Genomic DNA, 13597 nt, shown 5'->3' with positions numbered 1-13597 from the left:
AGCAGCCGAGAGGACGTGAGAATGAGGGCTCGCCCCGCACCCGCCAGGCACCTCGCCGCCCCGGACGCCGTCCCGACCAGCCCGGTCGGGGGATTCGTCGCCCTGGATGGCGAAACGCACTACCGGATCGCCGCCTATGATCGCATGGCGCCGTTCCTGATGAGCGTGCCGAGCGACTCGGACCTGTGGATGTTCGTCGCCGCGGGCGGCGGGCTCACGGCCGGTCGGGTCGATGCGGACGGAGCCCTCTTTCCCTACCGCACGGTCGACAAGCTTCACGAGGCCCGGTTCCACACCGGGCCCGTGACGCTGGTCCGCTGCGGCCGCCCGGGCGCGGACTCGGTGCTGTGGGAGCCCTTCGCTCCCGTGACCGCGCCGGATTTCCGGCCCGAGCGCGCCCTCTACAAGAACGTCACCGGCAACCGGGTGGTCTTCGAGGAGATCCACCGGGAGCTGGGCCTCGTCTTCCGCTACGCCTGGGCCGCGTGCGACCGCTTCGGCTGGGTGCGCACGGCGACCCTCGAGAACATCGGCGGCGAGACGGCGCATCTGGCCCTTCTGGACGGGGTGCGCAACGTGCTGCCCCACGGGGCCCCGCTCGCCCTGTACCAGCAGGCCTCGAACCTCGTCGACGCCTACAAGACCGCCGAGATCGACCCCGAGTCGGGCCTGGGCATCTTCTCCCTGAGCGCCGGCATCACCGACAAGGCCGAAGCCGTCGAGGTGCTGCGGGCCAACGTGGTCTGGACCCGCGGCCTCGAGGGGGCGCGCCTGCACCTGGACGACGACGCCGTCGAGGGCTTCCGCGCCGGCCGCGTCATCCGCACCGACCCGCGCCTGAACGGACGGCGGGGCAACTACCTGGTGAGCGCGCGGCTCGAACTCGCGCCGGGCACCGGCACCGACTGGCACCTGTGCGCCGACAGCGGCCGCGACCACCTGCAGATCGCCGAGCTGCGCCGCTTCCTGCGGGAGCAGCCCGAACCCGCCGCGACCATCACGGCCGAGCTCGACGCCGCCACCGAGCGCCTGCGGGCCAAGGTGGCCGCCGCGGACGGCCTGCAGTCGACCGCCCGCGACGAGGCCTGGGCCCACCACTTCGCCAACGTGCTGTTCAACAACATGCGGGGCGGGGTCTTCATCGCGAACTACGACGTGCCGCGCGACGACCTCGTCGACTTCGTGCACCGGCGCCACGGCGCCGTGGGCGCGCGCCAGGGCGACCTGCTCGCCGAGCTGCCGGCCGCGATCCCGGTCGACCGCCTGATCGAGCGCGCCCGCGCCACCGGCGATGCCGATTTCATCCGGCTCTGCCACGAGTACCTGCCCCTGCACTTCGGCCGCCGCCACGGCGATCCGAGCCGGCCCTGGAACCGCTTCGAGATCCGGGTCCGTGCGGCCGACGGCGGCGATGCCCTGCACTACGAGGGCAATTGGCGCGACATCTTCCAGAACTGGGAGGCCCTGGCCACGGCCTATCCGGGCTTCCTGCCCAGCATGGTGGCCAAGTTCGTCAACGCCTCGACGGTCGACGGCTTCAACCCGTACCGCATCGACCGCGACGGCGTCGACTGGGAGGTCGTCGAGGAGGACGACCCCTGGGCCAACATCGGCTACTGGGGCGACCACCAGATCGTCTACCTGCTGAAGCTGCTCGAGGCGTGGCACGCCCACGCCCCGTCGGAGCTGGCCGCGCGCCTCGACGAGGCCGTGTTCAGCTACGCGGACGTGCCCTACCGCATCAGGCCCTACGCCGAGATCGTGCGCGACCCGAGCGACACGATCGCCTTCGACCACGCGGCCGCCCACCGCATCGCCGAACGCGTGGCCGCGCGCGGCACCGACGGCAAGCTGCTCACCGACGCCGACGGCTCGGTGCACCACGCCAACCTCTTCGAGAAGCTGCTCGTGCCGGCCCTGGCCAAGCTCTCGAACCTGATCCCGGATGCCGGCATCTGGATGAACACCCAGCGCCCCGAATGGAACGACGCCAACAACGCCCTCGCCGGCGGCGGCGTCTCGGTGGTGACGCTGGCCTACCTGCGGCGCTATCTGGCCTTCCTGGCCGACCGGCTCGACGAGTGCGACGCCGCGGCGCTGCCCGTGGCCGGGGAGATCGTCGCCTGGTTCACGGGCCTGGAGGCCGCCCTCGGCCACGGCCGCGAGTTGCTGCAGGGCGACGCGCTCGCCCCGGCGGCGCGCCGCCGGCTGCTCGACGCCCTCGGCGGCGCCTTCAGCGACTACCGCGACGCCGTCTACGCGGGCGGGCTGGGCGAGACGCGCCCCCTGGAGATCGCGCGGGTGCGCGCCTTCGTCGAGACCGCCCTGGCCCACGTGGACTGGGGCCTCGCCGCGAACCGGCGTCCGGACGGTCTGGCCCACACCTACAACGTGGCCACGGTGACGCCCGGCGGGGTCGACATCGTGCGGCTGCCCGAGATGCTCGAGGGCCAGGTGGCCCTGCTGAGCGCCGGCGTGCTCTCGCCGGCCGAGAGCCTGACCCTGGTCGAGCGCCTCTTCGCCAGCGCCCTGTATCGTCCGGACCAGCGCAGCTTCATGCTGTATCCCGAGCGCGTCCGGCCCGGCTTCCTGGAGCGCAACGCGGTGCCCGCGGCGGCGGCCGACCTGGCCCTCGTGCGGCTGCTCGAAGCGCGGGGCGACACGAGCCTGCTCGCGCGCGACGCCGACGGGCGCTTCCGCTTCCACGGCGACATCCGCAACGCCCAGGACGTGGCCGCCGTGCTCGACCGCCTGGCCCGCCGCCCCGAATTGGCCGGACCCGTCGCCCGCGACCGCGGCGCGGTGCTCGACCTGTTCGAGAGCGTCTTCGACCACCGCTCCTTCACGGGGCGCTCCGGCACCATGTACGGCTACGAAGGCCTCGGCTGCATCTACTGGCACATGGTGGCCAAGCTGCTGCTGGCGGTGCAGGAGGTCGGCGACCGCGCGGTGCGCGACGACGCCCCGGCCGCGGTGCGCGACGGTCTGGACCGCATGTACCTCCTGGTCCGCGCCGGCATCGGCTACGAGAAGACCGCCGCCGAGTACGGCGCCTTCCCCACCGACCCCTACTCGCACACCCCGCCCGATGGCGGCGCCAAACAGCCCGGCATGACCGGCCAGGTGAAGGAGGAGATCCTCACCCGCCGGGGGGAACTGGGCGTGTCGGTCGCCGACGGCCGTCTGCGCTTCGCCCCGCGCCTGCTGGGCCGGGACGAGTTCCTCGCCACGGCCCGACGGTTCGACTACCGCGACGTGTCCGGCGCGCCCTGCGCGCTGAGCGTGCCGGCCGGCAGCCTCGTCTTCACCCTCTGCCAGGTGCCGGTGGTGTACAATGGAGACGCGGCGGCGCCCTGCATCCGGGTCGAGTATGCCGACGGCGACACCGCCGAGGTCCCGGGCGACACCCTCGACGCCGCCCTCAGCCGAGCCGTCTTCATGCGGGGCGGCCGGGTGAAGGCGCTGCGGGTGGACATTCCCGCCGGGGCCCTGGACAACAACTAGGCCGCACTGTCCCCGCCGTGGCGGGACCGGCGCGGCCGGGAGTGCGCCATGCGTCGTTCCCTCCTCTTCGCCGCGCTGCTGACGGCCGCCGTGGGCCTCGGACCCCATCCGGCCGCCGGCCAGTGCCTGCTCGCCAATCCCAGTTTCGAGATCGACGGCAGCGGCGTGCTGTTCGGCGGCTGGAACCAGTTCGGCGGCGTTGCCCGCACCGCCACCGCCGGCCACGGCGACCAGGCCGTCGCCCTGACCGGCCCCGACAGCGGCAACTGGGACGTCTCCGGCGTGTGGCAACCCATCGACGGCGGGCCGGGCGACCAGTGGCGGATCACGGGCCACGCCCTGCTGCCGACCGGCGGCGGCCTCGCGGCCCAGAGCCGCGCCATCGTCAACGTCGAGTGGCGCGATGCCGCCGGTGACCTCATCGACTACGATTCGTTCGCGGTGGCCGCGCCGGGCGCCCCCCTGGACACCTGGCTCGACTTCGACCTCACCAGCACGCCCGCCCCGGCGGGCACGGCCTCGGCCCGACTGCTGCTGGGCGTCCTGCAGGGGCCGGGCGATCCGGTGCCTTCCGTCGTGTTCGACCAGGTGACCTGCAACAGCACCGCCAGCCCCACCATCGACGAGATCCAGTGGAACGACTTCCCCGGCGGCCGCGTGCTCTCCTTCGCCGGGCGCGACTGGCGCGTCAAGGGCGACGGCTACTTTGGGCCCGGACCGAACTGGTTCCTCGACGACCCGGCCAACGTGTTCGTGGACGGGGAAGGCGCCTTGCACCTGACCGTCCAGACCCTCGGCGCGACGTGGATCAGCACCGAGGTCACCGCGGTCGAGGCCCTCGGCTACGGCGACTACGTGCTGACGACCCGCGGCGCCCTCGACCAGCTCGACCCGCAGGTCGTGTGCGGCATGTTCCTGTGGGAGTACGGGCCGTGCTGGGATCCGGCCTACCTGTGGTGGAACCCGTACAACGAGATCGACATCGAGTACAGCCGCTGGGAGAACCCGGCCGCCGAGCCGGCCCAGTTCGTGGCCCAGCCCTGGGACTGGAGCGGCAACCGCAGCCGCTTCGACGCCGCCTTCGGGCCCGACGAGATCGTCAGCCACGCCATGCGCTGGCTGCCCGACCGCGTCGATTACCGCGTGTGGCGGGGCGACGCCACCGCCGAGGCCACCTCGCCGGCGGTCCACACCTGGACCTACGGCGGGCCCCACGTGCCGCGCCCCGAGCTGCCGCGGCTGCATCTGAACCTGTGGCGCATCGCCGGCACGCCCGCCGGCGCCCAGGAGGTCGTGTTCACCGACTTCCGGTTCACGCCCGCCGGCGCCCCCTCGGCCGCGCCGGACCCGCAGCGTCCGCCGGCCGCGGTGGCCGCGGGCCGACTGCGCCCGGCGAGCCCCAATCCCTTCAATCCGCAGACCACCCTGCGTTTCGAGCTGGTTCGGCCGGCCCGGATCACGCTCGCGATCCACGATGCGGCGGGGCGCCTCGTGCGCACCCTCGTCGACGGAAGCCAGTCGGCAGGCGCGCACAGGACGGTCTGGGACGGCCGCGACGCGGCCGGACGGATGGCGGCCTCCGGGGTGTACTTCGCCGTGCTCAGCGGGCCCGGATTCGTGGAATCCGGACGGCTGGTGCTGCTGAAGTAGAGCCAGGGAAGGCCCGGGCCGGACCCGACCCGGAGGATCTTGACGATGGTGCGATTTTGGACTTGATTCGGTTTCCGAACATAGTCTATAATGGTTCCAGTCAAGGGCAGGCCGGATGACGCCTGCCGGCTGAGATTCCGCGCGATTGCCGGACATCGACCGCAAATACGCTTTCATCAATTGAAGTGAGGTTCTCTCATGCGCAACACGGCTAAAGTCTTCGCCATGGCCGCGGTTCTGGCCCTCGTGCTTCCCGTCGCCGCCTTCGCCCTGTCCCCCTACAGTGAAGACTTCGAGTCCCTGAACCAGGCCGACGCCGGCGCTCTCGGTGGCGCGGGCTGGCTCGTCTTCGCCAACGTCTTCGGTCCGGACTGGTCGTACTGGTACGGCTACGGCGTCTTCCCCGCCCCCAACGGCAGCGGCGGCTTCAGCAACGTCGCCATCGGCGAGGGCGGCGCGGCCCAGGGCCAGCAGCAGCTCGTCGTCTTCAGCGACTACAACAACACCGATCACGGCGTCGGCGCCCACATCGAGTCCCTGGTCTTCCAGGAGCAGGCCATCGCCGCCGGCGACATCGGCGAGACCTGGGTCTTCGACTTCCAGGCCAAGATGGGCGACCTGGCCGGCGCCAGCACGGCCGTGGCCTTCATCAAGACGCTGAACCCGATGGCCGGCTACGCGACCACGAACTACATCACCGTGGACATGACCGGCGCCGCGGCCACCTGGAGCGACTACAGCCTGGCGATCTTCATCGACGGCAGCCTGGACGGCCAGCTCCTGCAGATCGGCTTCCAGAACATCGCCGGCAGCTACGAGCCTTCGGGCGTGTTCTACGACAACCTCAGCTTCTACCCGAGCGGCCCCGTGGCCGTCGAAGAGGCGAGCTGGGGCAGCGTGAAGTCGCTCTTCAAGTAGACTTCCGTCTCCGGACGTTGTCCGACGCCCCCTGTCGCTGCGCGGCGGGGGGCGTTTTTTGCGCGGTTTCGGGTGGACGCCGGCTCCACGTAAGGCCAGAATTCCATTGACGAAAGACGCCGCGGCCGGGTACTTTGTTCGTGATCCAAACAAAGATTCCGCACCACCTACACCCTCCAACCGGGACACGCCATGGACACGACCACCGCCCACCACCGGACCGCCCCCGAGGACCGCATCCCCATCGTGCAGCGGTTCGTCTACGGCATCGGCGCCTTCGTGAACAACCTGCTCGGCGCCGCCAGCGGCGGCATGATGATCGTGCTGAATCTGGGCTTCGGCATGGACCCGGGTCTGGTCGGGCTGCTCGGCGCGCTGCCCCGCCTGACCGACGCCTTCACCGATCCGGTGATGGGCTACGTGTCGGACAACACCCGCAGCCGCTGGGGCCGGCGCCGGCCGTACATCTTCGTCGGCGCGATCCTGACCGCCATCCTCTTCGTGGTGCTGTGGCGCCTGCCCGCCGGCCAGTCCGAGATGTGGTACTTCTGGTACTTCCTGATCGGTTCGATCGTCTTCTTCGTGGCCTACACCATGTACGCCACGCCGTGGGTCGCCCTGGGCTATGAGCTGACGCCCGACTACAACGAGCGCACCCGCGTCATGGGCACCCAGAACTTCATCGGCCAGCTCGCCTTCACCGTCTCGCCGTGGTTCCTGCTGATCATGAACTCCGGGAAGTTCTTCCGCAACGAGGCCGGCGAGCCCGACCAGGTCGCGGGCGCCTTCGGCCTCGCGGTGGTCATCGGCCTCGTGACCATCGCCCTGGGCATCCTGCCGGCCATCTTCCTGCGCGAGCGCATGGCCGCCGTGGCCGTGGCCGAGATGGACGCCCAGCGCCCCGGCTTCGCCGAGAGCATGAAGTCCTTCTTCGCCGGCTTCAAGACGACCCTCAGCTCGGGGCCCTTCCTGAAGCTGTGCGCCACGGCCTTCCTCGTCTTCAACGGCTTCATGCTGGTGGCCTCGTACCAGTACTACGTGATCATCTACTACGTCATGGGCGGCGACGAGGTGGCCGGGGCCAAGTGGGCCGGCATGGCCGGCACCGTCGGCGCGGTGGCCAATTTCGCCATCGTGGCCGGCATGGCCTGGCTGGGCACCAGGATCGGCAAACGCAAGGCCCTGCTCCTGTCGATCTCCCTGTCGATCCTGGGCTTCCTGCTGAAGTGGGTGTGCTACCGGCCCGAGGCGCCGTGGATGGTCATCATCCCCGCGCCGCTGATCTCGTTCGGCCTTGGCGGCCTCTTCACCCTGGTGCCGTCGATGATCGCCGACGTGTGCGACGTGGACGAACTGCAGACCCACGAGCGCCGCGAGGGCATGTACGGTTCGATCTTCTGGTGGATGGTGAAGCTCGGCCTGTCGGCGGCGCTCGCCCTGAGCGGCTACGTGCTGAACGCCACGGGCTTCCTGGTCGAATTGGGCCCGGACCAGACCGAGCGCACGATCCTGCTCATGCGGTTGACGGACATCGGCATCCCCGTCTTCACCTCGGCCCTGGCCCTGTGGGCCGTGGCCCGCTTCCCCATCACCGAAGAGGTCGCCAACGACGTGCGGCGCCGGCTCGAGGCCCGGCGGGGGAAGGCGTGATCGTGCGGTGGCGCCGCGCCGCGGTCGGCCTGCTGGCGCTGGCCGTGCTGGGCCTGGCCGGACTGGGCCCGGCCGGATGCCGCAGGGGCGATTCGACGCACGAATTCATGGCCGTCTTCGCACCGCTCCTGGCCGACCCCATCCCCCACGCGGTGTGCTACGGACCCCACCGCGACGGCCAGCGCCCCGGCGGGCCGGACCCCTCGGCTGCCCAGGTGCGCGAAGACCTCGTTCTGATGGAGAAGCACTGGTCCCTGCTGCGGGTGTACGGGGCCGACCCCGTCGCGGCGACCCTGCTGGAAGCGATCCGGGAGACGGGCAGCGCCATGAAGGTCGTCCTGGGCGTCTGGATCGCGCCGGACGACCCCGCGGGCAACGCGGCCCAGGTCGCCGAGGGCATCCGGCTGGCCAACGCCTATCGCGACGTGGTGGTCGGCGTGAGCGTGGGCAACGAGACGCAGGTGAGCTGGTCGGCCCACCGCAGCGACCTCGACGCGCTGATCGGGTACGTGAAGCAGGTGCGCGCCGGAGTGCACGTGCCCATCACCGTGGCCGACGACTTCAATTTCTGGAACAAGCCCGAGAGCGCGCGGCTCTCGCCCGAGCTCGACTTCATCCTCGTGCACGCCCACCCCATGTGGAACGGCCGGCAGGCCGACGAGGCCGTGGCGTGGCTCGCAGAACAGTTGGCTGCGGTCGGGGCCCTGCATCCGGGCCGACCCCTCGTGCTGGGCGAGACGGGCTGGGCCACGAGCGTGGCCGATCACGGCGAGCAGGCCGAACTGATCAAGGGGATCCCCGGCGAGGCCGAGCAGAAGGCCGTGTACGACGCCGTCCGGGCCTGGTCGCGGGACACCCGTCGGCTCGTGTTCTGGTTCGAGGCCTTCGACGAGAACTGGAAGGGCGGCGACGACCCGGTCGAGGTGGAGAAGCACTGGGGCGTGTACCGCGCCGACCGCACGCCCAAGGCGGCCGTGGCGCCCTGAGCCCGCCGGGCGGCTACTGCTCCCCGTCGTCCCCCCCGAAGGTCGTCATGTCGTAGGGGATGTGGCCGCTGTCCCCCACCCCGATCACCTTGAAGCTGCCGTCGCCGCGCACCTGGATCGTGGTGATGCTGCAGTGCGCCACGCTCATGCCGAGCCACGCCGTCTCGTCGACCTGCAGGGCCTTCGTCACGAACCAGCGGATCACGTTGCCGTGGGCCACGACCACGTCGAACTCGTCGTCCGGGCCGGCGGCCGGCGTGAAGATGCGCTCGAAGGCCCCCTGCAACCGGGCCTCGCACTCCGCCGCCTCGCCGGGCGCGAGGCCCTTCATGACGCTCTCGTAGCGGGTGGTCATGGTGCATTCGCGGATGTCCCGCAGCACCTGCAGTTCGACCTCGGGAAACCACGGCGCCATGGTCTCGGCGGTCTGGCGGGCGCGCGTCATGGCGCTCGCCTGCAGCGACGTGATGCGGATCGGCATGGCGTCCAGGCGCGCCGCGGTCAGGCGGGCCTGCTGGCGGCCGAGGGTGAGCAGAGCCTTGCCCACGTCCGGGTCGGTGGTGTCGGCAGCGTCGTAGAAGCCGTGACGGATCAGGAAGACGGTGCGCGTGGGGCCTTCGAGGAAGGGGATGCGGGCCTGGGCGCTCACGGCCGCCAGGACGGCGGCGATCAGGACGGGAACGAGCAGCGGGCGGAACGGGCGCACGGGGGACCTCCGGGCGAAGGACTGCGGAACGGTTCCCCGGTTTATAGGCGTGTTGCGCGGGCCGTGCAACCGCAAAAGGGTTGGCCGAGGCGCACCGGATCACCTAGTTTCGTTCCGGGTCTGCGATGGGAAGGACCACCATGCCGAACTGTGTTTTCGTCTCCGACCTGCACGGCCGCCGCCCGCGCTACGAAGCGCTCTGGGCGATCATGACCGCCGAACGCCCGGCCGGCGTCTTCCTCGGCGGCGACCTGCTGCCCCACCACATGGACGGCGGCTGGCGACGCGACGGGTCCGAGCGGTCGTTCATTGCCGACGTGCTGGAGGCCGGCTTCGCCCGGGTGCGCGACGTCCTCGGCGCCGCCTATCCGGAGGTCTTCCTCATCCCCGGCAACGACGACCCCCACGCCGTGGTGCAGGATCTGCGCACGGGCGAGGAGCGGGGACTTTGGCGCGACCTGCACGGCCGGCGTGCGGACTTCGGCGCCTGCACCGTCTACGGCTACGCGTGCATCCCCCCGTCGCCCTTCCTGCTCAAGGACTGGGAGCGCTACGACGTGTCCCGGTTCGTCGATCCCGGCTGCATCCCGCCCGAGGAGGGCCAGCGCACCGACGGGCGCGACACCCGCGAGGTCATCCACACGACCATCGCGGCGGAACTGGCGGCGCTCGTGGGCGACGACGACCTCGGCCGGGCGATTCTGCTGGCCCACTGCCCCCCCTACGGCGGCCGGCTCGACGTGGCCGATCTGGCCGGCAAGAGCGTCGACCACGCGCCCCTGGACCCGCACATCGGCAGCATCGCCCTGCAGCGCCTGATCGAGGCGCGCGCCCCGCGGCTGACCCTGCACGGCCACGTCCACGAGAGCGCGCGGCTGAGCGGGGCCTGGCGCGAGACGCGCGGCGCGACCGTCAGCTGCAACGCCGCCCACGACGGCCCGGAGCTCGCGGTCGTCCGCTTCGATCCCGACGCCCCCGCCGCCATGACCCGCGAGCTGGTTCAGGCCGGACCGAGCGGCAGCTCGTAGGCCGCGTCGGTCACGGCCCCGATCTTCACGGCGAAGCTCGAGCGGCGCGCGATGTCGGCATCGGTGACCAGGTGCACGTCGAGCAGCCCGTCGGTGCGGTAGCCCGTGCGCAGGAAGTTCACCTCGCTGAGGCAGCGGCTCCAGCCGTCGAGCCAGGTGAGCAGACGCCGGCGCTGGTCCTCGTCGCCGTCCACGTGGATCAGCAGGTCGATGTCGCTGGCCGGACCGGCCACCGCGTTCTTCACGCTCCCGATCAGGTACATGTGCTTCACGCCGCATCCGACGTGGTCCACGTCCAGGGCGATGCGCTCGGCCATCTCCTTGCGCCACAGCCAGTAGTCGATGGGCCGGGTCGTGCGGCCGCGCGGGGCCGCCGGCACGCCCGCGGGCACGTCGCCCGGCTCGGCGAGATGGGCCATGGCCCGGTCCAGGTCGGCATTCAGCAGGATCCGCAGCACCCGGCCCTCGGCCGCCGCCGCCACGTCGATGACGCGGACCGCCTCGGCCAGGTCGGCGTGCTGGGGCAGCAGTCCGGCGAGCATGTTCTCGGCGCCGCGCAGGAAGCGCTCGGCAAAGACGGTGTCGTCGTCGTCGGGGTAGAGCGGCAGGTAGGCGATGCCGGCCTCGACCAGGTCCTGGAAGAAGTGGGTGCCGAAGCTCACGTCCGGCACGTAGCTGCCGGTCTGGCGGGCGATCTCGATGAGCATGGCCGTGTTGTTGATGTCGGCGTAGGTGACGCTGACGCCGAGCTTGATGTCGCCGCGGCTGCCCCACCGGCCCGGCCCCATCAGCAAGAACCGTTTGCGGGGCAGGAGCTTGTTCAGCTCGCCGACCGTGCGCCCCACCGCCTTCATGGCCGCCTCGGTGGGCAGTTCGCCGTAGCGCGCCGGGTCCACGTACACCACGTGGGTGATGTCCTCGACCTGGGCGTTCGAGACGAAACGGTTCGCCGTGAAGACGATGTCGTCGGCCGGCACGTCCTGCGGGATGGGTGCGGGCGCGGCGGCGTCGGACTGACTCTGGGGCCGGCACTGCAGCAGGTAGAGATGCTCGCCGTCGTGGGCGAACTCCACGTCGACGGGAGTCTGCAGGGTCTCCTCCAGCAGGCGCAGCAGGCCGGCGATCTGCGGCAGGAAGTCGGCATCGCGCCGCGCCTCGTCGAAGGTGGGCACGAGGTGCTCCTTCTCCGGGTCGATGAGCAGGCTCACCGGCTTGGCCAGGCGGCCGTCGCGCAGGGTCGAGAAGACGAGGGGCAGACCGGGATAGCGCCCCCCGACCTCCCGCAGCAGCTGGCCCACCGGGACGGTCTCGAACCCGTTCGTCTCGAGGTTGATCACGTCCATGGCGCTCGGCGAGTAGCGCAGGATCTCGTCGACGGCCACGTTCACGCGCAGCTCCGGCTGGCCGGGCACGATGAGCACGGGGAAGTCGTTCACCGTGCGGTCGACGGCGCGCGTGCCGAGTCCGGGCACGAGCCGCACGAGGCCGTCCTCGCGCGAGATGCGGGGCGACCAGCGGAACTCGGTCTTCGAGAAGGCGACCCCGGCGAAGGAAGGGAAGAAGTACTTCCCGCAACGCCGGCCCACCACCTCCTGGATGAGGATCCCCATCTGCTCGTCGAACTCGAGCACGCCGCGCTCGGTGCGGTACTCGATGGGATCGGGCCCGAAGAGCGAGGCGTAGATCTCGGCCACCGCGTCCTGCAGGGCGGCCAGGCACTCGGCCTTGGTGCCCTGGTTGGCCAGGAAGAGGCTCTTGTACTTGCCGCTGAAGGCGGTGCCGACGCGGTCCTCGAGCAGGCTCGAGCTGCGGATCACGATGGGCACGCCCTGGAAGTCGTCCAGGGCCGCCGACATGCCGTGCACCAGCGCCGGCGGGAAGGCCGAGTTCTTGAACAGCCGGATGATGTTGGGGTAGTCGCGCCGCACCTCGTCGATGCCCTTGTACTTCTGGTGCAGCACGTCCTCGAGGTCGTTGTAGGCGATGAAGTCGAGCACCGCGTCCGAGGCGATGTGCCAGGTGCGCGGGATGCGGATCGCCGCCAGCTTGTCGCGCTCGATGACGCTGGTGCGGTCGAGGATCTCCTGCTCGGCCCGCCGCGCGGGGTCGGACGCCGTCGGCTTCAGGATGCAGTGGGCCAGCAGCATGCCCGCCGCCTTGCCGCCGAGCTTGCCGTGGCTCTCGGTGGGCATGACGATGCGGTCCATCAGGTCGCGGAAGAAGGCCACGCCCACGTGGTCCTTGGCCGTCTTCACGAAGTCGAGCTGTTCGGTGAGGATCTTCTGGGTCAGGGACACCCGCACGCTCTTCATGGTCGAGGGCGGCATGCCCTCGCCGTCGGGCGAGGTCTGCTGGAAACGGCGCAGGGCGTCGTGCACCTCGCCGAGGGTGGAGCGGGGGTTGTCCAGGACGTTGAGGAAGGCCGCGGCCCGGTCGGCCTGGATCCACTTCTGCACGTTGGCCACGATCTCGCTGCCCGGAATGTACTTGGCCGCCACCGCGAAGGGCTCGCCGCGCAGCAGCGGGCCCAGGTCGGCGGTGCGGCGCTTGCCGGGCGCATTGCGCTCGCCGGCGCCGTCGGCCAGCGGGTCGAACTCCTCGTCCATGTGCTGCAGCAGCTCCTGGGCCTCGTTGATGCCGATCGAGCACAGGTAGTTGAGCATCTTGCGCGACACGCGCAGGAAGAGCGAGTCGTCGGTCTCGCGCAGCAGGTCGACCACGACCCGCCAGTTGTGGCCGTCGTCGGCGTCGACGTCGGCGTCGAGCTCGCGCCACTTCTTGCCCATGCTCTGCATCTTCTTGAAGAGCAGGAAGTGCCCGAGGCGGTCGGCGAGGCTGCCGAGCAGCTGCACCTCCTCCTTGAGGAAGGGGCCCTCGTCCTCGTCCGGCCGCTCGGCCGTGTAGCACACCGAGAGCTTGCCCACGACCTCGCCGTGCACCCGGATGTCCGTCACGAGGCGCCAGGGCGACTCGGCCCAGCTCGCCGAGGCGACCGAGAGTCCCTCGAGATTCACGGCGGCGCCGCACACCTCCGGGTACTGCCACCCCGGCCCGATCACCTCGACCACCGCCGCCATCGCCTCGGCCACCGGCCGGTCGACCACGTTCAGCGCCTTCTCCACCTCGTACAGGCAGCGCAGCTCCTTGGCGCGCTC

Annotated in this window: 8 protein-coding genes; 6 read left to right on the top strand and 2 right to left on the bottom strand. The window is 70.9% G+C overall.

Going from position 1 to position 13597, the window contains the following annotated elements:
• Positions 1 to 21: 21 nt before the first annotated feature.
• The 5 genes from KDM41_02630 to KDM41_02610 all read left to right on the top strand — a co-directional run bounded on the left by KDM41_02630 (position 22) and on the right by KDM41_02610 (position 8708).
• On the top strand, positions 22 to 3504 hold the full coding sequence (locus tag KDM41_02630; protein ID MCB1182300.1) for a hypothetical protein: 3483 nt from the start codon (positions 22 to 24) through the stop codon (positions 3502 to 3504).
• A 48-nt stretch (positions 3505 to 3552) separates the two neighbouring features.
• The gene (locus tag KDM41_02625) at positions 3553 to 5154 is read left to right on the top strand and encodes a hypothetical protein (GenBank protein MCB1182299.1); all 1602 of its coding nucleotides are present in this window, start codon (positions 3553 to 3555) and stop codon (positions 5152 to 5154) included.
• 198 nt (positions 5155 to 5352) lie between these two features.
• Entirely contained in the window at positions 5353 to 6072 is a 720-nt protein-coding gene (locus tag KDM41_02620) for a hypothetical protein (GenBank protein ID MCB1182298.1), read from the top strand.
• A 192-nt stretch (positions 6073 to 6264) separates the two neighbouring features.
• Positions 6265 to 7722 (top strand): MFS transporter, encoded by a 1458-nt coding sequence (locus KDM41_02615; GenBank protein ID MCB1182297.1) that lies wholly within the window; start codon positions 6265 to 6267, stop codon positions 7720 to 7722.
• Positions 7723 to 7724: 2 nt separating this feature from the next.
• The gene (locus tag KDM41_02610; protein ID MCB1182296.1) at positions 7725 to 8708 is read left to right on the top strand and encodes a glycosyl hydrolase family 17; all 984 of its coding nucleotides are present in this window, start codon (positions 7725 to 7727) and stop codon (positions 8706 to 8708) included.
• A 13-nt stretch (positions 8709 to 8721) separates the two neighbouring features.
• On the opposite strand, the gene KDM41_02605 is transcribed toward KDM41_02610, so the two are convergent.
• On the bottom strand, positions 8722 to 9414 hold the full coding sequence (locus tag KDM41_02605; GenBank protein MCB1182295.1) for a histidine phosphatase family protein: 693 nt from the start codon (positions 9412 to 9414) through the stop codon (positions 8722 to 8724).
• A 140-nt stretch (positions 9415 to 9554) separates the two neighbouring features.
• Between KDM41_02605 and KDM41_02600 the strand changes: the two genes are divergently transcribed.
• A complete protein-coding gene (locus tag KDM41_02600; protein ID MCB1182294.1) occupies positions 9555 to 10442 on the top strand; it encodes a hypothetical protein in 888 nt (295 codons plus the stop codon).
• On the opposite strand, the gene KDM41_02595 is transcribed toward KDM41_02600, so the two are convergent.
• Positions 10415 to 13597 (bottom strand): PEP/pyruvate-binding domain-containing protein (locus tag KDM41_02595; protein ID MCB1182293.1); only part of this gene is annotated, 3183 nt, incomplete at its 5' end. The two genes, KDM41_02600 and KDM41_02595, sit on opposite strands and share 28 nt — an antisense overlap.

This window comes from bacterium (assembly GCA_020440705.1).
Lineage (GTDB): Bacteria > Krumholzibacteriota > Krumholzibacteriia > LZORAL124-64-63 > LZORAL124-64-63 > JAGRNP01.
Note: the sequence above shows the minus strand (reverse complement) of the source record. Positions and strands in the feature narration are given on the sequence as shown.